The sequence below is a fragment of the Levilactobacillus brevis genome (genome assembly GCA_021383565.1).
GTDB classification, from domain to species: domain Bacteria; phylum Bacillota; class Bacilli; order Lactobacillales; family Lactobacillaceae; genus Levilactobacillus; species Levilactobacillus brevis_B.
Map to the genome: position 1 here is coordinate 748,310 of CP079699.1, position 24,205 is coordinate 772,514.

At 53.0% G+C, this 24,205-nt stretch carries 20 protein-coding genes and 2 pseudogenes; 17 read left to right on the forward strand and 5 right to left on the reverse strand.

Going from position 1 to position 24,205, the window contains the following annotated elements:
* The first annotated feature begins 38 nt into the window (after positions 1-38).
* Both KB236_03570 and KB236_03575 read left to right on the forward strand, forming a co-directional pair.
* A complete protein-coding gene (locus KB236_03570) occupies positions 39-641 on the forward strand; it encodes a nitroreductase family protein (GenBank protein ID UIF29826.1) in 603 nt (200 codons plus the stop codon).
* A 246-nt stretch (positions 642-887) separates the two neighbouring features.
* Positions 888-2,012 carry an FAD-binding oxidoreductase gene (locus KB236_03575; GenBank protein UIF29827.1) on the forward strand — a complete coding sequence of 375 codons (1,125 nt, stop codon included), beginning with the start codon at positions 888-890 and terminating at the stop codon, positions 2,010-2,012.
* On the opposite strand, the gene KB236_03580 is transcribed toward KB236_03575, so the two are convergent.
* Positions 1,988-2,395: a ribonuclease HI family protein gene (locus KB236_03580; GenBank protein UIF29828.1), complete on the reverse strand. Its 408-nt coding sequence runs from the start codon at positions 2,393-2,395 to the stop codon at positions 1,988-1,990. The genes KB236_03575 and KB236_03580 overlap by 25 nt on opposite strands.
* 38 nt (positions 2,396-2,433) lie before the next feature.
* Here KB236_03580 and KB236_03585 point away from each other — a divergent pair, with 38 nt between their 5' ends.
* The 7 genes from KB236_03585 (at position 2,434) to KB236_03615 (ending at position 11,198) form a co-directional block, all read left to right on the forward strand.
* The gene (locus tag KB236_03585) at positions 2,434-2,850 is read left to right on the forward strand and encodes an EbsA family protein (GenBank protein UIF29829.1); all 417 of its coding nucleotides are present in this window, start codon (positions 2,434-2,436) and stop codon (positions 2,848-2,850) included.
* Complete coding sequence (locus KB236_03590) at positions 2,847-4,502, forward strand: formate--tetrahydrofolate ligase (protein ID UIF29830.1); 1,656 nt, start codon at positions 2,847-2,849, stop codon at positions 4,500-4,502. The genes KB236_03585 and KB236_03590 overlap by 4 nt, the downstream gene beginning before the upstream one ends.
* Positions 4,503-5,463: 961 nt before the next feature.
* The gene (gene lspA, locus KB236_03595) at positions 5,464-5,928 is read left to right on the forward strand and encodes a signal peptidase II (GenBank protein ID UIF29831.1); all 465 of its coding nucleotides are present in this window, start codon (positions 5,464-5,466) and stop codon (positions 5,926-5,928) included.
* Complete coding sequence (locus KB236_03600) at positions 5,928-6,851, forward strand: RluA family pseudouridine synthase (GenBank protein UIF29832.1); 924 nt, start codon at positions 5,928-5,930, stop codon at positions 6,849-6,851. The genes lspA and KB236_03600 overlap by 1 nt, the downstream gene beginning before the upstream one ends.
* Positions 6,852-6,986: 135 nt before the next feature.
* Positions 6,987-7,520, forward strand: coding sequence for a bifunctional pyr operon transcriptional regulator/uracil phosphoribosyltransferase PyrR (gene pyrR / locus KB236_03605; GenBank protein ID UIF29833.1), 534 nt, complete (start codon positions 6,987-6,989; stop codon positions 7,518-7,520).
* A gap of 24 nt (positions 7,521-7,544) precedes the next feature.
* Positions 7,545-8,621 (forward strand): carbamoyl phosphate synthase small subunit, encoded by a 1,077-nt coding sequence (locus KB236_03610; protein UIF29834.1) that lies wholly within the window; start codon positions 7,545-7,547, stop codon positions 8,619-8,621.
* Positions 8,622-8,624: 3 nt separating this feature from the next.
* Complete coding sequence (locus KB236_03615) at positions 8,625-11,198, forward strand: ATP-grasp domain-containing protein (protein ID UIF29835.1); 2,574 nt, start codon at positions 8,625-8,627, stop codon at positions 11,196-11,198.
* A gap of 106 nt (positions 11,199-11,304) precedes the next feature.
* Here the strand turns inward: KB236_03615 and KB236_03620 are convergent, their stop codons facing one another.
* On the reverse strand, positions 11,305-13,014 hold the full coding sequence (locus KB236_03620; GenBank protein ID UIF29836.1) for an NFACT family protein: 1,710 nt from the start codon (positions 13,012-13,014) through the stop codon (positions 11,305-11,307).
* Positions 13,015-13,291: 277 nt separating this feature from the next.
* Here KB236_03620 and KB236_03625 point away from each other — a divergent pair, with 277 nt between their 5' ends.
* The 6 genes from KB236_03625 to KB236_03650 all read left to right on the forward strand — a co-directional run bounded on the left by KB236_03625 (position 13,292) and on the right by KB236_03650 (position 18,783).
* Positions 13,292-13,723, forward strand: a complete 432-nt coding sequence (locus KB236_03625; protein ID UIF29837.1) for a MarR family winged helix-turn-helix transcriptional regulator — start codon at positions 13,292-13,294, stop codon at positions 13,721-13,723.
* A gap of 65 nt (positions 13,724-13,788) precedes the next feature.
* Entirely contained in the window at positions 13,789-15,057 is a 1,269-nt protein-coding gene (locus tag KB236_03630; GenBank protein ID UIF29838.1) for an ectonucleotide pyrophosphatase/phosphodiesterase, read from the forward strand.
* On the forward strand, positions 15,044-16,291 hold the full coding sequence (locus KB236_03635; protein ID UIF30281.1) for an MFS transporter: 1,248 nt from the start codon (positions 15,044-15,046) through the stop codon (positions 16,289-16,291). Before KB236_03630 ends, KB236_03635 begins: the two co-directional genes overlap by 14 nt.
* Before the next feature lie 189 nt (positions 16,292-16,480).
* Positions 16,481-17,347, forward strand: a complete 867-nt coding sequence (locus KB236_03640; protein ID UIF29839.1) for a DegV family protein — start codon at positions 16,481-16,483, stop codon at positions 17,345-17,347.
* Positions 17,348-17,520: 173 nt separating this feature from the next.
* Entirely contained in the window at positions 17,521-18,063 is a 543-nt protein-coding gene (locus KB236_03645; protein UIF29840.1) for a folate family ECF transporter S component, read from the forward strand.
* A gap of 282 nt (positions 18,064-18,345) precedes the next feature.
* A complete protein-coding gene (locus tag KB236_03650; GenBank protein UIF29841.1) occupies positions 18,346-18,783 on the forward strand; it encodes a GtrA family protein in 438 nt (145 codons plus the stop codon).
* Positions 18,784-18,878: 95 nt separating this feature from the next.
* On the opposite strand, the pseudogene KB236_03655 reads toward KB236_03650, so the two are convergent.
* Positions 18,879-20,138 (reverse strand): annotated as a pseudogene (locus KB236_03655) (ISL3 family transposase).
* Between the two features lie 362 nt (positions 20,139-20,500).
* Complete coding sequence (locus tag KB236_03660) at positions 20,501-20,902, reverse strand: tautomerase family protein (protein UIF29842.1); 402 nt, start codon at positions 20,900-20,902, stop codon at positions 20,501-20,503.
* Positions 20,903-21,021: 119 nt separating this feature from the next.
* Here KB236_03660 and KB236_03665 point away from each other — a divergent pair, with 119 nt between their 5' ends.
* Complete coding sequence (locus tag KB236_03665; protein UIF29843.1) at positions 21,022-21,765, forward strand: LysR family transcriptional regulator; 744 nt, start codon at positions 21,022-21,024, stop codon at positions 21,763-21,765.
* A 607-nt stretch (positions 21,766-22,372) separates the two neighbouring features.
* Here KB236_03665 and KB236_03670 read toward each other — a convergent pair.
* A complete protein-coding gene (locus KB236_03670; GenBank protein ID UIF29844.1) occupies positions 22,373-22,897 on the reverse strand; it encodes an acyl-CoA thioesterase in 525 nt (174 codons plus the stop codon).
* Between the two features lie 175 nt (positions 22,898-23,072).
* On the opposite strand from KB236_03670, the pseudogene KB236_03675 reads away from it, so the two are divergent.
* Positions 23,073-24,165: pseudogene (locus KB236_03675) on the forward strand (hypothetical protein).
* The last annotated feature ends 40 nt before the right edge of the window (positions 24,166-24,205 follow it).

Consider the following 24,205-nt stretch of genomic DNA (forward strand, 5'->3'; position numbering starts at 1 on the left):
ACCCGTCAATGATAATCAATGAAATGAGGCTGTTTAACATGAAAACAGAATTTCTTAAACTCGCCAAGCAACGTCGTAGTATCTATGCCCTAGGGCGTAACGTGTCCTTCTCGCAGGATGAATTGGTCGATCTGATCAAGGACAACATTAAGCAGGGGCCGTCTTCCTTCAACAACCAGACGACGCGGGCCATCATCTTATTCGGGGATTCCCACGAAAAGCTCTGGAACATCGTTGCCGCTGCCTTGCGTAAGGTCGTTAAAGACGACGGTGCTTTTGCCAAGACCCAAGCCAAGATTAACGGGTTCAAGGCGGCCTTTGGGACGGTCCTGTTCTTCACCGAGACCAAGACGGTGAAGGAATTCGAGGAAAACTTCCCATTATATGCGGACAACTTCCAAGACTGGTCCGAACAGTCCCAAGGAAATGCCCAGTACGCGGTCTGGACCTCGTTGGCTGAAAATGGCCTGGGGGCGAACCTCCAACACTACAACCCACTGATCGATGACGCCGTTCGCGAGGCCTTTGATGTGCCAGCTAGCTGGCGGTTACGGGCCGAAATGGACTTCGGCTCCATCGAAGCGCCAGCCGGTGACAAGGACTACCTGGATGATAGCGAACGGTTCCGGGTGTTCAAGTAGGCTGTGAAGTTTTAAAACGAGTTAGTGAAAAAGCTCAGCGTTAGGCGAATTGCCCACGCTGAGTTTTTTTAGTACTTTTGGTGTATTCGCGCCGTAACCCATTAATACCTCAGCACGACGACTTACCTGAAGTTAGGCCGCATTGGTGAAAAATACGTGTGCCACGGATTAACTAAGCGTTATCCCCAGCAAGGTATGCTAAAATGAAAGCTAGTTAAAACTGTTTTGATTAGGAGGTCAAGTTGCATGCAAAAGAGAATTGCCATTATCGGTGGCGGGATCGTTGGAGCCACTGCAGCTTATTATTTGAGTAAATTACCAGGTAGTGAGAAGGTCAAGGTCACCCTGTTTGACGACGGTGTGGGCCAGGCTTCCAAGGCCGCCGCGGGGATTATTTCACCGTGGCTCTCCAAGCGACGGAACCAGCAATGGTACCGGCTCGCCAAGGCCGGGGCCGACCTCTATCCCGAATTGATTCACGATGCCCGTCTCGGCACGGCGGTCTATCAGCAGACCGGAACCATCGTGACGCGTGAAGATGAGGCCGATTTGGAGACCTTATTTGCCTTGGCCCAGGATCGCCGTAAGACAGCTGCTACGATGGGGGATGTCCGGACGTTAACCGCGCAGGAGGTTCAAGACCAAGTGCCCCTGTTGACGGCGCCACAGCCCGGGGTCTTGATTACCGGGGGTGCACGTGTCGATGGCGCCGCATTGGTTAACGGCTTGCTTGATCTGGCCAGTCAACGCAACCTCAAGGTCAGTCATGAGCGCGTGAAGCTCAATGCTCAGGGTCAAGTTTTGACGTCGCTGGGTGCCCGGCAATTCGATCGGGTCATCATCGCGGCTGGGGCCTGGCTCAAGGAACTCATCGCGCCGCTCGGTGTTGTGGCGGATGTGCGACCACAGAAGGGGCAACTCATCGAACTAGCGGTCAAAGATTACCCCCTGCAAGAACACATGCCGGTCGTCATGCCGGAGGGTGAACGCGACTTTGTGCCGTTTGGTCACGGTAAATTAATCGTGGGGGCTACCCATGAAAATGACGGCAAGTTCGATCTTAGCGTCAATCCCGAGGTGACGGCTGACCTGTTGGCGAGTGCGCAACGATTGGTCAAAGACGTCACGGCCGATAGCCTGACCGGTGTTCGAGTGGGGACGCGTGCCTATACCGACGACTTCGCCCCATTCTTCGGTCTGGTTCCGGAGCACGAAGACTTTCTCGTGGCTTCCGGACTAGGCTCATCCGGCTTAACTACCGGGCCTCAAATCGGAAAGTTCTTGGCCGGCTCCGCACTGTACGGGGGAACCCCCGACTGGAGTCAATACGAGAAGCCCTTGACCACCTATTTGGCGTCTTCGGCCGAATGAAGCGCCTGATTGGCCAGCGTGTGGGCGCCTTGGTTCTGCTTTTCGGGCACCCATTGCGTGAGCACCAATTGAAAGGGTGCCTGAGCGGCCAGTAGCGCGTCAACCGCAGATTGGTAATGTTTTGCATAATGTTTGCTTAAACTATCGTTGACAATCTGGCTATCGGTATAAAATAGAACGGTCGTCGTGGCACAGTCGGCGCCAACCAATTTGGCTAATTCGAGAAATCCCAACCGGGCAATCTCGAACTCGGCCGCGTGATTATTGGTGGCGGTGAGCACGTGCTTGAGCTGGGTCTGTTCGTGATCGTGAACGATCAGGATGCCCCCGGCGCTGAGCCCGCTTTGTGGCTGTGTGGCGGCATCGGTATATAAGGAAAACAAAGAATCACTCCAATCTTTTGCGTGAGGTGTATGAAGTTATGATAACCCAAGAACGACGATTTTTGTATCAACCGAATCCCGTCAGCAGCATTATTTGCTGGAGCTGGACGCTGATGGTCCTGATGGTCGGGGCCATCTTCTGGCTGGAAGTCACCCACTTTAATTGGTGGACGCTGGGCTTCTTCGCGGTCTTTGCCGTGCTGTGCTGGGGAGAGGTTCACTACCGCAACATCACCATGGCTAACGGTGTCTTGACGGTCAGCACCGTGCTGAACCATCGGCACTTGGTGATTCCGCTGGCCCACGTCAGCAGTGTTCACGTGTCACGGTATCGCATGGGGATCGTTGCCCAGGGAAAGATTTATCAATTTTTGTTGCCACGGAACTCGGCGATTGAACTGGCCGGGTTGATTCAGGCTGCCAAACCAAACGTGGCAAAGGAGGAACTGCATTGAGCGATATTGAAATTTCACAGGCGACGCCGCTGGAGCCCATCGAAAAGATTGCGGCGAAGGTCGGATTAACCCCCGATCAGATTGAACCTTACGGCCACACTAAGGCCAAGATTAACCTGCCGCTGGCCGGACATCATGAGTCGGGAAAATTAGTGCTGGTCACGTCGATCAACCCGACGCCGGCCGGTGAAGGCAAGTCTACGGTCGTGGTCGGTCTGGGGGATGCCATGAACCGTGCCGGACACAAGACGGTGCTGGCCTTGCGAGAACCCTCGATGGGACCCGTCATGGGACTCAAGGGTGGCGCAACCGGTGGTGGCTACGCGCAAGTTGTTCCCATGGAAGACATTAATTTACACTTTACCGGGGACTTCCACGCGCTGACCGAGGCCCACGATACCTTAGCGGCGCTGATTGACAATCACATTCAGCAGGGCAATGAATTGCGGCTCGACCCGCGGCGCATTGTGTGGAAGCGCGTGCTGGACATCAACGACCGGGAACTGCGGCAGACGGTCATCGGCTTGGGTGGCCGAACGTCCGGTGTGCCGCGGCAGGACGGTTTTGACATCACGGTGGCCAGTGAATTAATGGCCGTGTTGTGCCTGAGTGAGGATCTCGCCGACCTGAAGCGCCGGGTCAATCGCATTTTGATTGGCTACAACGTTGATAAGGAACCCGTTACGGTGGGTGACTTGAAGGTGGGCGGCGCGATTACGTTGCTCCTGAAGGACGCTATTAAGCCGAACCTGGTCCAAACGTTGGAACACAACCCCGCCATCATTCACGGCGGTCCTTTTGCCAACATCGCCCACGGGTGTAATTCCGTGCTGGCGACGCAAACGGCGCTACAATTGGGCGACTTTGCCGTGACCGAAGCTGGCTTCGGGGCCGATCTCGGTGGCGAAAAGTTCATGGACATTAAGACACCGGTACTGGGCAAGACGCCGGACGCCGTGGTCATTGTCGCTACGGTGCGCGCCCTCAAGTATAACGGTGGTGTGAAACGCGCTGATCTGGAACAAGAAGACGTGTCCGCCTTACGGGCCGGCAGTGCGAACCTGAAACGCCACATTGCCAGCATGCAGCAGTACGGCGTGCCCGTGGTCGTGGCCATCAACCGCTTCACGAGCGATACCGATGCCGAGATTGCGGCGTTGACGGCCGAGATTACGGCGTTAAACGTTCCCGTTGCCACCACGACCGTCTGGGCCGATGGCGGTGCGGGGGCCATGGACCTGGCCGAAAAGGTCGTAGCTGCGACCCAACGGACGAGTCACTTCAAGCGCCTCGTGCCGGAACACGCGGATCTATTGACGCAAATGACGGCGATTACTCAGAAGATTTACGGTGGGGCCAAGGTTGAATTGTCGACCAAGGCGGCCCGGCAACTGAAGACCTTCGCCAAGCAGGGTTGGGATAAACTGCCCGTCTGCATGGCTAAGACCCAGTATTCGTTGACCGATGATGCGCATCAGTTGGGGGCTCCCACGGACTTTACGATTCACGTCCGCGAGTTTGCACCACGGTTGGGGGCCGGCTTCGTCGTAGCCCTGACCGGGAACGTCTTGACCATGCCCGGCCTGCCGAAGCATCCGGCGGCCCTAGACATGGACATCGATGCCGATGGCAAAATCACGGGACTGTTCTAGGTGAAGCTTAGGTGTTGACAGCTACTGATAGCAAAGTTTGAGGAGACCGGGAGTTAAGGCGGTCTCCTTTTTTGTTACCGGTCGTAGCTGAGGATTGAAAGCTAGAAAACGGCTAGAATCAGTCGTGTGACAAGGATAATAGCCATTATGATAGGGTAATCTCGTGCTGGTCGCCTTACCGTTCGCCAAATTTGGTCTGGAACGCGGTGGGTAGGGACGGGACAAGCCAAAGCGCGGTCTTGTCCCTCGCTTTGAGCCGAAAGCCCGCGTCTCAAAGACGCCGGTTTCCAAGAGGAACACTTGGAAACCCCCACGGCTGAGACCAAATTTAGCTCACTCACGGCTACATGTGAGGTAGCCAATTATGCCGGTCGAACGTGGCCACGCCAGCGATGCCACCGCGTGTTTAGTGGTTTTCAGCCATCGTAACCGGAGACAGCCAGAGATGGAGGTAGCCGTGACAGCGGTGTTAGCTGGCGTCTTAGGTCAGCTTACAGCGCGGGACGTGTTTGGAGCCTGGCGAATTTTGCCAGGCTTCAAACCGAGCCGGAGGACCGCTTCTCAGGCCGCAGGCGGTCCCCACAGCACCGGAATCTCTGGCAGCCGCAGGTGGTGTCAATGACTCGTTTAATGGCGATAAGCTTTGTTAGCTGAACGCAAGTCCCTCTACTAACTACTAATGTTTTTTTCGGCCAATTTGTTGCAGTCGGGAGCCAATAAAAAATCATTTTCGTTTTCAGGGCGAATTGGTTCAGTCACTGATCAATGGACGGAATCCTTATTTCGTGGGGCTTTATCGCCGGTAGCCACGCCTAATCCGTCGGGGGATGACCGTTGTGCCCCGTGATAACTAAGCGGTTAGGTCGGGTTCTCGAACTTTTATTTCGTCCAAACCGTCAAACGCCCGGTTTTTCTGGTATAATTTTCAACAACGACTTATAGGAAAGGTGTTCCAGAAGTTATGCTGATAGCTGATACCATCTTAATCATTTGTCTGGTCGGGATTGACCAGTGGATCAAATACGCCGTGGTGGCCAACATCCCCCTCGGCGGTGAACAGAGCTTTATCCCCGGATTGGTGTCGCTGACCCATCTGCGTAATAACGGGGCCGCCTGGAGCATCCTGCAGGGCCAAATGTGGTTCTTCGCCATCATCGCGGTGGTGGCCCTAGGCATCATGGGAGTCTTCTTCTGGCGGTACCGGAATCAAGGGGAACACTGGCCGGAAGAATTGGGCTTAGCGCTCATGATGGCCGGCACCATCGGGAACTTTATCGATCGTCTGACGCAAGGTTACGTGGTTGATATGTTCCAACTGGACTTTATTAATTTTCCGATTTTTAACTTTGCCGACAGTTGTTTAACGGTCGGTGTGATATTTATTGCGATCGGGGTCTTTCTCGCCGATCGTCGGGAGGCACAGTAATGCAGATAGAAGATTTTACCGTTCAGAAGACGGCACGCTTAGACAAGCTGGTCGCCGAAACGGTCCCTACCATTTCGCGGTCACAGGCCAAGGGGGCCATCGAGGCCGGTCAGATTACGATCGACGGCCAAGTGGCCAAACCCAAGGATAAGCCGGCCGTGGGCGCTCAGATTCATATTGAGTTGCCCGACCCGCAGCCGATTGACCTGACGCCGGAGAACATTCCCTTAGACATCGTCTACGAGGACGATGACGTCATCGTGGTGAACAAGCCTCAGGGGATGGTCGTCCATCCCGCACCGGGCCATCCCAACCATACGCTGGTGAATGCCCTGTTGTACCACAGCCCGCTGTCGAGCATTAACGGGACGTTGCGGCCCGGAATTGTTCACCGAATCGATAAGGACACCTCGGGCCTCCTGATGGTCGCCAAGAACGACCACGCCCACCAGAGCTTGTCGGCCCAGTTGCAGGCCAAGACCAACCTCCGCGAATACGTGGCGATCGTCCACGGCAATTTTAAGGAAGAAGAGGGCGTGATTCGCGCGCCACTTGGTCGGTCGCCCAAGGACCGCAAGAAGCAGGCGGTCGTGGCCGATGGTCGGCCGGCCGTCACCCATTTCCGGGTGTTGGAGCGCTATGGCACCTATACCCTGATTGCCTGCCGGTTAGAGACCGGGCGGACCCACCAGATTCGGGTGCACATGGCCTACATCAATCATCCGGTCGCCGGTGACCCCTTATACGGGCCCAAGAAGACGCTCAAGGGTGAGGGCCAGTTTTTACACGCCCGCGAGTTGGGCTTTGTTCAGCCCACGACGGGGAAGCAATTGGACTTCACGGCGCCGGTTCCCGCGCATTTTATGGCGGTTGTGAAGAAACTACGCCGTGAGGCCGGATTACCAGTTGACAAAGCAATTTAGGTTTTTTATGCTAAACGTACGAGATAAGCGGGTTTGCCGGTAGCTAGACGGGCGGGTTTCTTCACCAGATTTTGCCGAAGAAACCGGCCCGTTTCCTGCACATGAACGCCGTGAAACTTTAAGGAGGAATTTAAGATGGCAAAGGTAGTTGTGGACGCAATGGCAATGCAACGGGCCCTGACCCGGATCACATATGAAATTATCGAAAGAAACAAGGGCGTGGATGACCTGGTTATTCTAGGTATCAAGACACGCGGCGTGTATTTGGCACGTCGAATTGCCAGCCGCTTACAACAACTCGAAAACGTGACGGTTCCCGTGGGGGATCTGGACATTACGTCTTACAGAGACGACATCGAACACGATGCCGACCGCGATCCCAAGGTGTCCGCTGCCAACATTAACTTTTCGGTTGCCGGCAAGAAGGTTATTTTAGTCGATGACGTCCTCTACACGGGACGCACCATTCGCGCGGCCATGAGTGCCGTGATGGATCTGGGACGGCCCAAGTCCATCAATCTCGCCGTCTTGGTCGATCGGGGCCACCGTGAGTTGCCGATTCGCGCGGACTTTGTGGGTAAGAATATCCCCAGTTCCCAACGCGAACGGATCAAGGTCTCCGTCAGTGAGATTGACGACCGAGACGCCGTAGAAATCCAACAGGCATAGACTTGATAAAGGGGCCGATTTAGCATGGCAAAACGCTATTTGATTTTAGAAGACGGCTCGGCCTACGCCGGTGAGGGATTTGGTGCTGGCGCCACTACGAGCGGAGAAGTCATTTCCAACTTAAATCTTTTAGGCTATCAGGAAACGATTACCGATCAAATTTATCACAACCAAATCATTATCTTTGCCCAACCGGCCATTGGCAATGTGGGGATTAACCACGATAGTTATGAATCCATTCTGCCAACGGCCAAGGGGATGGTGGTGCGCGACGTCACCAACATCTCGACCAATCGTTTGTCGCGGCTGTCGCTGGACGAGTTTCTCCAGCAGCACAACATCCCCGGTATCAGTGGGATCGACACGCGGCACTTGGTTCGCAAATTGCGCAAGATGGCGGGACCGGTCAAGGGGAGTATCGTGGATGTCGCAGACGCTCACGCCTTTGACCAGTTGAATGCCACGGTGCTGACGAATCGCCAGGTCGATCAGGTCGCCACGCCCAAGCCGTATCCCAACCCGGATACCGGGAAGAACGTGGTGGTGATTGACTTTGGTCTGAAGCACGGGATCTTACGGCAATTGTCGGAGCGCCGGTGTAACGTCACGGTCCTGCCGTGGACGGCTAGCGCCCAGGATGTCTTGAACCTCGACCCGGACGGCGTTTTATTGTCGACGGGACCGGGCTCGCCGCTCGATTTAGGCGAGGACGTTCTAGAGATGATTCGCACGGTTCAAGCGGAGATTCCGCTGTTTGCGATTGGCCTAGGACACGAATTGTTTGCCCTGGCCAATGGGGCACAACTGGAGGCCTTGCCGGTGGAGTATCACGGCAGTAGCCATCCCATTCGCCGGATCATCACCAACGATATCATTTACGCGACGCAGGGTCAGGGGTACGCGGTGATCGCTAAGTCGATTGACCGGGACCGCCTGATTACGACCTACGTGGACCTGATCAACGGGACCGTTCAGGGATTGCGCCACCGGGACTACCCGGCATTTTCCGTGCAGTTCTTTGCGGACGGTGCCCCAGGTCCTCACGAGAGTCGCGACCTATTCGATGAATTCATGGAAGCTATGACAGCACGGGAGGGATAAGGCTTGCAGAACTTGGATGACTTACAAAAAGTTTTGATCATTGGGAGTGGTCCGACGGAGATTGGCCACGAGACCGAGCTGGACAGCGCCACGGTACAGATCATCACGAACTTTAAAAAACACGGGGTGCGGACGCTCGTGATTGACAACAATCCCTTCTCCGTGGCCTTAGAAGAGATTCAACCCACCAATATGTACATTCAGGCGGTCACCACCGCCAACGTCCGACACATCATTGAGCGGGACCAGCCAGACGCCATTCTGCCAACACTTGGTGGATTACTGGGCGTGCGGATTACCCAAGAGTTAATTGAAAGCGGCGACATTGGCCGGTTTGGCATTACTATTCTGGGGATGCCCGCGACCACGGTGCGCCAGATTAATAATCCAGCGGCCCTGAACAGTACACTTAAAGAGATTCACGAACCGGTGATTGAGGCCAAGGTCGTCGCGACGGAAGACGAAGCATTGGGGCTGGTCGAATCGATTGGTTTTCCGCTGATCGTCAAGCCGGTAGCCCCACGGCTGGATACGAACCGCACGATTTGTGAAAATGTGGACGACATGTTGGACGCGTTGGGACAGGGCTTCTCCCAGTCGCGATTTGACCAGTGCACGTTGGAACGTAGTGTCGTGGGGTATAAGGAAATCGAGATGATTGCGGTCCGCGACGTGGCGGATACCCGGATTCTGATTGCCGGCCTCGAGAACGTCGATCCAATTGGGATTCATTCCGGGGATTCCATCGTCGTGACGCCCCCACAGACCCTCAACGATCGGGAGTATCAGGACCTACGGGATGCTACTTTTCGGGTGGCCACTGAGCTGGACGTAGTCGGGGTCATTCACATTCACTTTGCCCTTAATCCCGATAACCAACACTTCTACGTGACCAAGATTGCGCCGTACTTCACGCGTGGCGTGGCCCTGGCTGCCCGGACCACCGGGTATCCGCTGGCCTTCGTGGTCGGCGGTTTACTGCTGGGGCAGCGACTGGTCGACATCAAGTTGCCGAGTCGCTTTATCAAGCAGACGGCCATCATGGAGCCCAGTATTGACCACGTGAGCGTGCGGATTCCCATCTGGCCCTTCCAGGAGATTCCGGATGCCGACCAGCATTTGGACACGGTCATGAAGGCCGTGGGGTCGACCATCGGCATTGGCCGGTCGGTCGAAGAGGCCATGTTAAAGTCGGTCCGGAGCTCGCAGTTCTCGCCCCGAGACGTCCTACCCAGTGTCAGCAATCTCACCGATGGGGAAATGATTAGCCAGCTGATTCACCCACTGGCCAACCGCATTCTCGTCTTGATTGAAGCCCTGCGGCGGGGATACGATCCCGACGAACTGAGCGAATTGACCAAGATTGATAATTTCTACTTCGTTAAGCTCCAGCATCTGTTGAAGATTGAAAAACGCATCAAGGAAAATCCCTTGGACGTGGAGACGTTGCGGGTTGCCCGGTACTACGGTTTCGGGGACGGCATGATTGCCCGCATCTGGCAGACGGATACGGCCGCCATTCGACAATTGTCGGCCGAGGCGGCCATTCAGCCGACCTACAAGATGATTGAACCCACGGCCGGGGAATTCGATGAACACGCCAGCGGTTATTACAGCACCTTCGAGTACGAGAACGAAAGCGAACCCCTGGGCGACCGGACGGCGTTAGTTCTGGGCCGCGGAGGCAACCAACTGGGGCCGAACACGGCGGCGGAGTATTTCACCACCGAGATGCTCAAGCAGTTAAAACGTGCCGGTTTCCACACCATCCTGATGAACACCAATCCGAACGCAATTGGCATAGCACCGGAGTTCACGGATAAACAGTATGTGGACCCCATTCAACTGGGTGACGTGCTCAACGTGATTAAGGTGGAGCACCCGGACATCGTGATCGTGCCAGGGAATCGTCATTATTTAACGCGGGAGCTAAGCAAGCTGAATCTGAACTTGCACGTCTTGCCACCGGACCAAGAGATCGGCCAACCCCAACCCAAGCGTGCGACCATCGGCGTCAGCCTATTCGTGCACGAACAACATAAGATTGCGGTGGGGGTCATGGACATGATTGCCCCGGGGATGAATCAAGACATCGCCCAGGTCACGGCCTTTCGGATGCCCGCGGAACTTCCGAAGGCCGATCGGTTGCGCCTGGTCGAACAGGCCAAGCAGGCCGTTAGCGAGCATCAACTGACGGGGATGGTCCAGATTCTCTTTGCCCCGAAGACCACGACCGGTAAGCAGCTGGAAGTGGTCGGTGTACGGCCAACCCGGTTGACCGAGATGGCCTTCTTAAGCAAGGTCACCGGCATCAACTGGGTGCGCATGCTGACGCGGCAACACATCGGGACCTTGGATGATGCCGAGCTAAGTGCGGTCAAGATTGACTTGAATAGCCAGCGGGTAGCATTGATGAACGCGGTCTTCCCGTTCCGCCAACTCCACGTCCTGAACCGACCGGGGACCACGGATCAGGAAATGGGCGCCACGATTGCCTTTGGATCGAGTGAGGCGTTGACTCTCAGCAATCTGAGTGATACCGAACAGCTGGATAAGATTATCAACCGGACGATTTAGTCGGTTGGCGGCTTAATTTAAAATTGTATCTAACAAAAAGCATCTCCTCAATGTGAAATGAGGGGATGCTTTTTAGTTTAGCCATTAGTTGTAACTAGCAATTAAGCTAGTTATCGGCCATTTTTTCGACCAGCGCGCTTTCCGGCGTCACGTAAACCGTGCGTTGGCCAGTGAAAATAACGTAGCCAGGCTTGGCGCCGTTGGGCTTGTGCAGCCGTTTAACGGGCAGGTAGTCCACGGGCACGTTGCTGGACTCACGGCCCTTGGAGAAGTAGGCGGCCAGGTTGGCGGCCTCCAGAATCGTGGCCTCGCTGGGATGGTCGGCGTGAATGATCACGTGTGATCCCGGCATGTCCTTGACGTGGAGCCAAATATCGGTGCGCTTGGCGGTGTGGAGACTCAACTGGTCATTTTGCAGGTTGTTCTTCCCCACGGAAATCTTGGTGCCATCGCTAGCGGTGAACCGATCGGGCTTGCTGACCTTTTGCCGACGTTGCTTCTTATTCTTTTTCTGATGGTCGTGATCACGGAGGTAACCGCCTTGTTGGAGTTCGAGTCGAATGTCGACCAGGTCCTTAGGCGCAGCCAGTTCGATCTGGGCCATGATGTTGGTGAAGTAATCGACGTCGGCCTGCGTGATCTTCAACTGCTCGTTCACGTAGGTGACGGCGTTCTTGGCCTTTTGGTACCACTTGAAGTACTTCTGTGCGTTTTGATTCGGTGAAAGCTGGTTACTGAGCTGGATCTTAAGTGGTTTATTCTCGTCGTAGAAGTTCGGCAGAGACACCGACGTTTGCCCGCGTTCCACCTGATTCAGGTAGGTCGTCAAGATTTCACCCTTGATACGGTACTCGTCGGCGTTCTCCGTCTCGGCGAGGGTCCGCTGGAGCTTCTTGAGCTTGTTGCGGTTCTTCTTCAGTTCATTACGCACGACGCGAATCAGGACGCTTCCTTGCTGCTGAACACGGTCGCGTTCGGCCTTGTCCTGGTAGTAGGTGTCGAGCAGTTCGCTAAGCGTGGCTGCGGCCTGCTGCTGGCCATCGGTCGGGTAAGGAAAGGCGGTAAAGCTGGTCTTGCCCTTAGGAGAGATGGTCAGCGTGGGTTGGGGATCATCGAAGCCAGCGAAAAATTCCGTGAAGTGTTTTGGCGCATCGCCGGGTTCGTGAAGGGCACTGGCCAGGGCCGCCGCGGTGTCCTTGCCGAGACCCTGGTACTGGTGCTGAAGCGTCTGGGCCAGCACTTCACGGTTAGGGAAGTCGCGTAACGTCTGCGTGAGGTCCGCCTGGGGTCCGGCAAAGGGATCGGCGAGGTCCTGCTTCGGTGGATTGATGTACTGGGCACCCGGGAGTAAGAGCCGATACCGGTTCTGATCGGAACCGACGTGCTTGATGGCGTCTAGAATTTTCTGACTGGCGCTGTCCACTAGAATGACGTTACTGTGGCGTGCCATGATTTCAATAATCAAGAGGAGCTCTTGTTGGTCCCCCAGTTCGTTGCGGGAGGTAAAGTGGAGGTGAACGACCCGGTCGTTAGCGACCTGGGTGATTCCCTTGAGAATGGCGCCTTGGAGGTATTTCCGCAGAATCATGGTAAAGTTGGTGGGAACGGGCGGATTGACGTAAGGAATCTGCGTCACTTGAATCCGCGCGTAGGTCGGGTTGGCCGATAGGAGAATTGGATAATTATGGCTGTTGGCCCGAATCGTCAGGACGACTTCATTGTCGTAGGGCTGGTTAATCTTGCTAACCCGGCCAGTCGTTAGATGACGACTGAGTTCCTGAACCATTGCATGGGTAAAGGATCCGTCAAATGACATAAAAACAACACCTTTCTAACACATTATTTTTTATAAGAAGACGCGATCATGTTCAGTGCTAGCGTGGGGACCCGAACACCTCATGGTTGGGGATCCGGCAACACGCAGCTGATTTCACCGTTAAAAACGACACAACTTAAAGTATACCGGCCCAGTGGCGGAAGTGCAAAGAAGTTTCCTTGGAATCGGAGGAATTCGGGCGTAAAACTTGTCATCAAATTGACTTGTGATTAGCAACCAAATCGTTGTACAATACAACCAAAAGGAGTGAGGGCAAATGAAATCCAGTTTAGCGGCGTTAATGGCCATCAATAAAGTACAACAAACGTTGCTGCAACGGATGACCAAGCAACATCATCTGACCGTATCCGAGTGGCAGCTACTCGACCATATCGGGGGCGGTGAGAACACCCAAGAAATTCTTGCCCAGAAAACCAAGTTGGACACCTCGACACTGAGTCGCCAACTCAAGGGCCTCGTGGCCAAAGAAATGGTGACCAAGAAAGCAATTGGGCGGGATAAACGTCAGTTAGTCTATACAATAACTGATAATGGCACGGAAACGGCCGCAACGATCAATTCGGCTTTTGAGGCGTTATCCGATGATGTCTTTGAACACTGGTCAACCGATGAACGCAATTTATTACAGATATTATTGAACCGGCTCGATAAAAGTATGGACCGGCAACGCACCGTTAAGGAACCATAAGGGCGTTTAAGCATAAGGAGTGAGTCATTATTCAGCAGAGATTAGTCGTCATTTCGTTAGATGCAATGGGTAGTCGTGACCTGGATGAACACTTAGAAGAGCTGCCGAACTTGCGGCGGTTAGTGGTCACGGGGACCCGAGTGCGTCGCGTACGGGGCATTTATCCCACGCTCACGTACCCATCCCACACCACGATCATCACCGGACAGTATCCGGCGGTTCATGGGATTGTCAACAACACGAAGTTACAACCACAGCGCCAGTCACCCGATTGGTATTGGTACCAGCGCGACGTTAAGGTGCCAACGCTCTATGATTTGGTGCGGCAACAACACCAGAAGACAGCGGCGTTCCTGTGGCCCGTCACGGCTGGGAGTAAGATTACCTATAATTTAGCGGAGATCTTTCCCAATCGGATCTGGACCAATCAAGTATTGGTCTCATTAAAGGCTAGCAGTCCGGCCTTTCTCTTACGGATGAATCAAAAGTATGGGCATCTGCGGCGCGGCATTCAACAGCCAGAGCTCGATGACTTCATTACGGCCTGCGCGGTAGACACCATTGTCCACAAGAAGCCGACGCTGACGCTGATTCATCTGGTCGACATGGACAGCATGCGGCACCGTTACGGGGTTCGGTCCCCGGAGGCCATGGCGGCCCTGAAGCGCCTAGACGCGCGGGTCGGTAAGCTCATTGACGCGACCATTGCGGCCGGTACCTTTGCGGCGACCAACTTTGCCGTTTTGGGCGACCACTATCAGATTAACGTGGACCACATGATTCATTTGAACCAGGCCTTTGCTAAACGTGGCTGGTTAACGGCCACGGAACAGGGCACGGTCAAACACGACTGGCACGTCTGGGCCAAGTCTTGCGACGGCAGTACCTACGTTTATACGCGTAATTTTGCGGATACCAAGAACTTGGAACGCTTGTTGACGGAGACACCGGGCGTGGCCAAGGTCATCTCGGGTGCGGCTGCGGCCAAGCGCGGCGCCGATCCGCACTGTCAATTCATGGTCGAGGCCCAGGCCGGGTATTACTTTACCGACGAGACCCAGCGTCCAGCTGTCGTTGAAGCGGTCGATCCCAACAGTCTGGGGCAACCGGACCGCTATCACGGGGTCCACGGCTACGATCCAGACAAGCCCGATTACTTTACCACGCTGGTGCTGAATGGTCCGGCCATTAAGCCCAACGAAACGATTGCCGAGGCGCGACTGATTGATGAGGCGCCGACCTTTGCCAAGTTATTGAATGTTCAGTTTCCAGAGGCTCTTCCTGGACATGCCCTGACGGCAGCGTTTAAGGAGGGTTATGATGAAGCTAAATAAGGAACAGTGGAGTTGGGTCTTCTATGATTGGGCCAATTCCGGTTACGGCATCATTGTCACCACGGCGGTGCTCCCCATTTACTTCAAGGGCGTGGCCCAGAGTAGTGGAGTCACGGCGGCCAACGCCACGGCCTACTGGGGGTATGCCAATAGTTTTGGGACGTTACTCGTTGCGCTTCTGGCACCATTTCTCGGGGCACTGGCGGATTATCAGGGGTATAAGAAACGCCTGCTGACGGGGTTTGCCAGCCTGGGGATGGTCATGACGCTGGGGTTAGCGCTTCTGCCGTCCTCACAGTGGCAGTGGCTGCTATTTATTTATATTCTATCGATTCTCGGCTATTCAGGTGGGAACCTGTTCTATGATAGTTTTCTGACCGACGTCAGTGACGACCGGCAGATGGATCGGCTCTCGAGTGTCGGGTACGGCTTCGGCTACCTGGGGGGTGTGATTGCCTTTGTCCTCTTCATGGTCTTGCAATTCACGCACGGCTTTGGTCAGCTCTCCAGTCTGGGCGTCGCGCGGTGGGGCTTTGCCCTAGCCGCGGTCTGGTGGATCGTGTTCTACGTTCCCTTCCAGCGTAATGTTCATCAGCGCCACGCCTTGGACAAGACACAGGCCCCGCTACGGCAGAGCTGGCACCGGGTCTGGCAAACGATTCGCCATCTGCGGCAACACAAATACTTAGCTTGGTTTTTAATTGCCTACTTCTGTTACATTGACGGGGTCGACACCATCTTTACCATGGCCACCTCGATCGGGTTGGACATTGGGATTAACAGTACCACATTGATTATGGTGCTACTGGTGGTTCAACTGGTGGCCTTTCCGTTCTCCATCTTCTACGGGTGGTTGGCGGGCAAGACTAGCACGCGAACGGGGATTCTAATCGCCATCGTGGTCTACCTGCTAATCTGTCTGGATGCCCTGAACCTAAAGACGACCACCGATTTCTGGATTCTGGCCGTGCTGGTCGGGACCAGCCAAGGAGGGATTCAGGCGTTGTCTCGGTCCTACTTCGGGCGGTTAGTCCCCAAGGAACGGTCGAGTGAGTTCTTCGGTTTTTACAACATTTTAGGGAAATTTTCCGCCGTGCTCGGGCCAATTCTGGTCGGCGTGGTTACGCAAATGACCGGACAATCGCGGATTGGCGCGGCTTCATTGTCGATTCTGTTTGTCATTGGGTTAATTATTTTCCTAACAATTCCCCGAGCAGCCGTGGACAAATCCTAGTCGTGTTGCGTGATTTATGGTATTCTAGTTTCTGAAACTTAATTTGTGTCTGGATGGCAGACGTTTTTTAGAAGTTAGAGGCGTTGTGCGCACGGACCAGTCTGGACGTGTGCGGGACGTGGTGGGGATGCTCGCCACTAGCCTCAGTCACGCAGTAAATAAAAGATAATTAAAAGTGGGGGTATAAACATGAAGATTGCTGTGGTCACCGATAGTACCAGCTATTTGTCCGCAGAAGAGGTCGAGCGGTATCAAATTCACGTTGTACCAATTCCGGTGATCATTGATGGTCGCTCCTATGATGAAGATGTTGATATTACCACGAGCGAATTTTACGAACGGTTACGCAACTCTAAGTCCTTTCCCAGCACGTCACAGCCACCCTTGGGCGAGATGATCAATCTTTACGATCATTTGGCCGAAGAGGGCTATGACGCGGTGATTAGTATTCATCTGGCTAGCACGATCTCGGGTTTTGTCAACCAGCTAAAGGCGTTAGCGCCGACGATTGAAAACATCAAGGTGATTCCTTACGATTCGCAGATCACCGTTAAATTAATGGGGTATCTGGCCATTGAAGCGTCACGGATGGCGGCGAAGGGTGCCGATCCCGATGAGATTATTGCTCGGTTAGACGACTTGCGGTCGACGATTGGGGAGTATTTCGTGGTCGATGACTTACAAAACTTGGTACGGGGCGGTCGATTGTCCAACGCTTCCGGATTCATCGGCAGCGTCTTACGCATTAAGCCATTATTGACATTCGACGATGAGACCCATGAAATTGTGGCCTTTGAAAAGGTGCGGTCACGTAAGAAGGCGCTAGCCCGGGTGGAAGACCTCTTTGTTGAGGCCCAAGCCAAGGTGGACTATCCGCTACGTGCGCTGGTCATCGACGCCAACGATCCCGAGGGTGGTCAGACCTGGGCCAATAAGATTGCAACCCAGTATCCCGAGATTCCGGTGGAACGGTCCTACTTTGGGCCGGTTATCGGGACACACTTGGGAGAAAAGGCCTTGGCTTTGGCCTGGCTAAAAGATTTTGATCGCGCGTAACGCGTGCATCTCCAATCGGGTTATGGTAAGCTAGTTGCTGTAATTAAAATTTACGGAGTAGGAAATAAAGCGTCAAGTGCCAGTGGAACGCAATGTGAACGCCGGACGAAGGGCAATTGGCCCGCGATTTTATTTCCGCATTGGCCGCAGCGATGTGGCAACTCCCTTAGGAGATGTCTGAATTGAAGATGACGGTAGATTCTCGGCTGCCTAAGCTGAGTACGTTGAGTTTGGTCACCATGGGCCTGTTGATGGCGTTACAATTGGTGATCAAGAGTTTTTCGGTGGGACCAGCCTTCCTGAAGTTTAGCTTCACGTTCCTGGTCGCCGCGTTGATTGCCCGGTTGTTTGGTCCCTGGTGGGGGATGATGACGGCCGCGGTCGTTGACGTGATTGGGACTCTGATGTCGGGTGGTCCGTTCTTTCTGGGATTCACGTTGTCGGCGGTACTCGGCTCACTGATTTACGCCTTGTTCCTGTATCGGCAGCCGGCGAGTTGGTCGCGGTTGATCATCGCTCAGGTGATCATCTCAGTGGTGGTTAACGCGCTGCTGAACACGTTGTGGGTGGCGATCATGTACAAGACCCCATTCTGGGGATTGTTGCCGATACGGCTCTTAAAACAGGGAATTATGACCCCGATTCAGGTGGTCTTACTCTATCTGCTCTTCAAGAGTCACGTTGTTGCCCTGATTCAGCAACGGTTAAAACTTTAAATTAAAAGCAAGCACCATTTCGGCGGTAGCGTCGGGGTGGTGCTTTTCCTTGGGGTCAATTAGGCGAGATTAAATAAATTACTTTAACTTGTGACATTCACCAAACACCCTCGACCGCCACAACGACCAACCAACAACTTAAACATCAACTCGTCACTAGGGAGAGTTTGTTTACTACCTGAACCCTTAACTTTTTCTATTGAATCGGGGATTTTGCTTGTGTCCCGTTGAAATTTCAGTTATAACAAGAATTGACGAGGTGCCATTTCGGGGAGGATTTCTATGAAACAGCTACTACAGCTTTATGATAAATACAAGAGTGTCATTGCCTACCTGTTCTTCGGGGGATTGACGACGTTAGTTAACCTGGTCGTGTTCTTTGTGACCGCTAGCATGTGGCACTGGAACTACCAAATTGGGACGGCCGTGGCGTGGTTCGTGTCGGTGCTGTTCGCCTATCTGACCAACCGGGTGTGGGTCTTCCATTCCCATTTCACGACGTTTGGCGCTCTGGGCCGCGAGATTGTGACGTTCTTCTCGGTACGGGCCGTCACATTGATTATGGATGAAGGCATCATGTGGATTGGGGTCTCGTTATTATCGCAAAACGAGATGTTGACCAAATTGGTTGACCAGGTTGTCGTGGTTCTGGCCAATTACTTCTTCAGTAAATGGTTCGTCTTTCGCAAGACTAAAGCCGCTTCGTCAATGAATGACTAAAGCTTAATTGGAATTGTTCGCAGTTCTTGAAAATGATGAAATAAAAATGGCTCTTTGTCAACCGGTGTTGATGGGGAGAATTTGAGAGGTTCAATTCACTTACGAATTGGGCCTCTTTTTTGGACCCGGATATTAAATTCAATCTGTATTCTATAGTGGAAGTTGGTCCAGTTGCGGTAGCCGTAAGCGGTGCGTTTGATCTGTTTAATTTTACGGTTCACACCCTCAATTGGACCGTTGGAGAGTGAACAGGTTGTCATGTTCTTGATGAATTGCTTTTTATGAATAAAGGTTTTGATGGTTGTTAGAAGTTGAGGACTAACGTTCTAGACTTCTCCTAAGGCCTTAATAAAAGCTGTATAGTCACGGTTACGAATAGCTTCTACGAGGCCATGGGCTGAGAAGTAAGTACGTGTGAGAACTTCACTTAGGCTTAGACCTTTCGAAACAAGTTGTTCTTGTGTGTAATGGTCTTTGAGGTGCGAAAACCACTGGGTTTTACTCTTCTCAAGGTCCTCGCTCATCAGATATAGCCGCCAGTAATACTTGAAAATACGGTACTCAGGGGTATCTTTGGGGAAGCGTTTCATCACCTGTACGCGAGTCTGGTTCAATGACCTTAAAGTCATCTGAACCAAGTGAAAATTATCGGCGATGATGATAGCGTTTGGGAAGATGGCATGAATGATTGATTGGTATTGAGAGTTGAAGTCCATGACGATTTGGGTGACCATTTCCCGGTTCTTCAAGTCATAGTGATTCAAGAAAAATTCTTTGATTTCTTTGTTCTTTCGTCCTGGTAAAATAGCGACGAGATCATGTTTTTGAGCGTCAATGGCGATAAAGCTCATTTGATTACCTGTAGATCGAAATTCATCAATGCATAGGGAGACTGGTAGACCATTGTAGGCAGGTTGAGTCTGCTTACCCAATGCAGCTAACTGGCGGCTTACAGTGTTGGTTGAGACGTTATATTGCGAGGCAATGCTAGCCATTGTCCGATCTTCGGTTAGACTTCTGGTAATGCCATGTAGGACGTTCCGCGAAATCTGATGTTGGCCTTCTACGACGGTGGTTTGTGCCATCTGAGTATGACCGCAGTGTTTACAGAGAAAGCGTTGTTTCCGTAAGATTAATAGGGCCGTCCGTTCGCTAATATTGGGAATCCTAATATTGACGGTCTTAAAGCCATTCTTAACGACTTCATGTTTGCCACATCGTGGGCAAACGCTAAGGGTGTATGAAAGGTCCGCGTAAATGCGCAGAGCATCGCGTGACTCATCTAGGACCCTAAAGTTCTTAACATTTTGGTCTTTAATTTGTAGAAGATTTCTTGTAAACTGTTCTTGGGACATGTTGTCATTCTCACTTTCAATTGGTTTTAGTCGACTATTTTGCTGTGGGGCAGTGTGTCCCTTTTATTATACAAAAAATGATGTCGACAGATTTCTCTATCAACACCAAATATCATAGAACCGCTGGCGATGATGATCAAGAAGCAGTGATCCTCAAACAAATTATCGACACCTACGTGACAAGAAACAGTGATTTATGGCGAGTCGCCGAATGGCTTAATACGGATTACAGCACAAGCAAATTTAAGCAAATCGAGATGACACTACGAAATCAAATACTCGATCAGACCAAGTAACGCAAATATGCCTAACTCAACCTCACTGTTGAATTAGGCATATTTTTGTACAAACCATGCTTCTATCTAGTCAGCGTCACCCGTCACGTAACGATACTCTTGTGTCTTCCCGCCATAACCCCAACTCTCGGAAGCGACATCTTGTAATACAACATAGCTGGTCGTCGCGACTTTAGGGAACAGCTTAACCATTTCTTCAAATGTTGCTTTCACGAATGCGGCCTTATCATCTCTGGAGTTAGTTGCTTCCGTAATCTTGATCTCGACAAAGAAGCTCGTTTCGCCAATCTCACATAGTGCGTGACCACCGATAAACCAATCTTCGGGCTTTGTAAAATGAACATCGACTGCTGCGGCGCTGGCATTCTTGCCAAGCTTCTCAACGGCTAGCTTCGTTAACATCGTAGCCACCTGCTGTGAAGTGACGTCTTGCGTAGCACTGGCGATTCGAACGCGTAAATATGGCATCTGACAATTCCTCCTGTCTAACTTAGTTGCTTACGGGGTTAGTATATCGAGAATCTCACGTAGCGCCTATTATCAGATTGTGATATGGTAATCATAAAAAGTGATAGGTGGCTATGTCCATGCAACTACAAGACTTAGAGATCTACGTGAACCTCTACCAACAACGCTCAATCAACGGCGTCGCACGACTGATGGGTTTTGCCCAATCAAACATCACCGCGAGGCTCAAAGCTATCGAGAAAGAATTTGGTGTCGCGTTGTTTACACGCAGTTATCAAGGACTCACACCGACGAATAGCGGTGCGCTGTTCTATGATTATGCCCAGTCAGTCTTGAATGCGACTGACGCGGTTAGAACGCGCATGATTGCAACCAAGGTACAGAAGCAGCACATCATCATGTCCGAGCTACTCTTTCCGCTGTTGACAGCCCAACAGGAGCGTTATTCGCTGACCGATAATACCTTCGAGCTTCTAAGCTCCACAGACATGCTTGAAATCTCGGATACGAGGGCGAACCTAGTTGTCACCTATGCCAACTTTAAAAATCCGGCGTATCAGGAAATTGCCCGGAACTACTTGAACGCAGCCTTCCTGATCGACGCAAACAATGACAGCCGAACGCTGCCACTGCTGGTAAATAGTGACCATCATTGTCCATTCCGAATGAGAACGCTGCGGTACGCTCACCACGATCTGGCTAGGGTCGAAGAAATCAATTCTTGGGACAGTATCATTAGCCTGGTAAAAAACGGGAAAGGTGTTGCCCTTTTACCTGAATATCTGATTGAAAGCGAAGGACTGAAACACGCTGACCACCAGCGGCGATTCCGAGTTCCCTATGCAACCTATCGACTGATATAAGCTAGATTTACCTAATCGTCTTACGACGTACTTGCCTCATCGGGGTGGCCCGCCGGGTTCGTCATCAGCGGCAGAATAGTAATCACGGAAATATAGCGTACAGTATCAAATGGCAGACACAACGTCCATTGCGATAGTGCGTTGCTTTTAACCGGATTTATCTACCGGCACAGTGACAGTCATGCTACCTTGTGCCACCGAAATTAGCTGAAATGATGGATTAACCGGGAATCCACATTATATTTCCGGTTGCTACAAGCCGCGTCGTATCAAGGATCTACCCGGTGTTCGGACATGATTTTTTTACTTTACTACCCCCCTGTTAGATACTGGGGGTATTTGGCGGCCGGCTGACGCCGGCCGCCGTTTGCTCGCGCTTGCGCCTTTCGTGCTGCACGGCGCGCGCGGCAAACGCGGGGACACAAATAGCGATTGCCGTGGCTGTCGGTAATCGCTTGGTTAGTTTTCTTGGATGATTTGCTGGCACAGAGCTGGCACACTCCATAGCAAATTCAGTGTTTTTAGGTCTTCTCTGTTGGTACAATAATACCGTTAAATCGCAATTCTTGTGTCAATCACAGGATAGGGTTGTTTTCACGTGAAACAATTACATCGGCCACGGTGAGGAGACCGTAACGTGGGCATTTAACCCGCGTTGCTCCACCCGGCGCTCCTTGCGTTGGGCCGTTCGTTTGGCATAGCCGGCACAGATGTAGCGCTGCTCGGCGGTGACGGGCACCATATCAGGCAATGGGTCGCTGGCCGTGGGGTCTTCGATCACGTAGGTAATGAAGCAGGTGTAGCCGACAAAGCGCTCGCCGGTCGTGAGGTTCTCGCCAATGATTTTGACGAAGACCTCCAGTGACCGCGTCCCCGTACCGGTCACGTAGGCTTCTAAGAACATGGAGTCGTCCAAGTGAAACGGCCGCAGAAAGCTGACGTGGTCGAAGGAAGCCGTCACCACGGTCTTGTGGGTCAAACGAACGGCCACCACGTAGGCACTGTCGTCGACCAGCGAGAGAATCTTACCACCAAAGACCGAGTCATGTTCGTTTAAGTCTGGCTGAAACACCCGGTGGCTGGTCACGATAAGCGTGGCATTGCAGGAAACGGGCGCTAGTTGATTTGTCAAAAAGGTCACCTCATTCATTTTTTCTGATCCCATTCTAACAGAGTCCCTGAAAAAACGGCGACATAAATAGTAAGTTACGGGTTTATTAATTTTTCGCAATATCTGAGTAAAATGCTGCGGTCAACGCGACGAGCTTTGCTATACTGTGGGTAAATTAGCAAGTAGGGGTGTTAGCATGATCTATCATGGCGAACCGTTGGACTTGATGCCAACGCTAGATTTGGCGGAAACGTATCCGTTACTCGAGTGTACACTGAGTTTGACGCACCCCATTGACGTGGCTCGGTTGAAGACCGCGATTGCCACGACACAAACGGTGGTCCCACAGGTGTTGGGTCGCTACAATTTACGTTGGAATCGATTTTAAGTCGAGGCCAACGCTTTGGACCAGGTCATCGAAGAGTTTACAGCCGCCCACGACCCAGGTCGCGCGGCGTTAGACGTCTTGGCCGGTTCCCAACTCAAGATTCAAGTTCTCCACCATCCCGACTACGACGCCTTGCGCTTGTCGATGAGTCGGCTATTGACGGATGGTGAGGGGTTCAAACACTACCTGTACCTGCTCGCCGCGGCCTATGATGGCCAGGACTTGGCGAACTTTACCAATGAGCGGAGCGTGCGCAAAATCTTGGCCCACCTCCGCCATCCCCATCGGGCGTTGCCCACGTTGAATGGCAATTCCGATGAGACCTTCCCGCGTTTACAAGGGGATGTCCACCACCACCGCGGCGAGGCCACGATTCCGCGGGTCGTCAGTCGCCGCTTACGCCAGCGGACCCAAGCGGAAAACGTGACCATGAACGCCGTGCTGTTGTCGGCCTACGCGTTGGCGCTGTTTGCCTTGACCGGTGAAAGTCGATTAATCATCCCGTATCAAGTGGATCTGCGGTTGCACGGGCCGGTCGTAGCCACCAACGTGGTCCAGGTCGCCAATCTGACTAGCGAGATGCCGATTCCCATCACTGTCCAGGCCGGTGACCAACTGGCCGACGTGGTCCAGCGGACGCAAGCGACCATTAGTCAGTTGCGCGATGAACTGGCCTATTTGCCACCACTAGTCGAGCTCAACCGAATGAGTCGCGCGTTGCCACCGCAGTTGGTACGGCGCCTACCGGACGATGCCGCATTTCCAGCTGACCGTTAGCGTGTACCACGACGCGTGGACGCTGGCCTTTCGCATGTTGGGGTCAGAACCCGACTACCAGCTGGGCATTAAGATTTTGAAAAACGTCGTCGCCCAGCTGACGCAGTGGGGCCGCGGCCGTTAACGCCACGGCTTAGTGTTGGGTGATGCTGGTAACGCGTCAC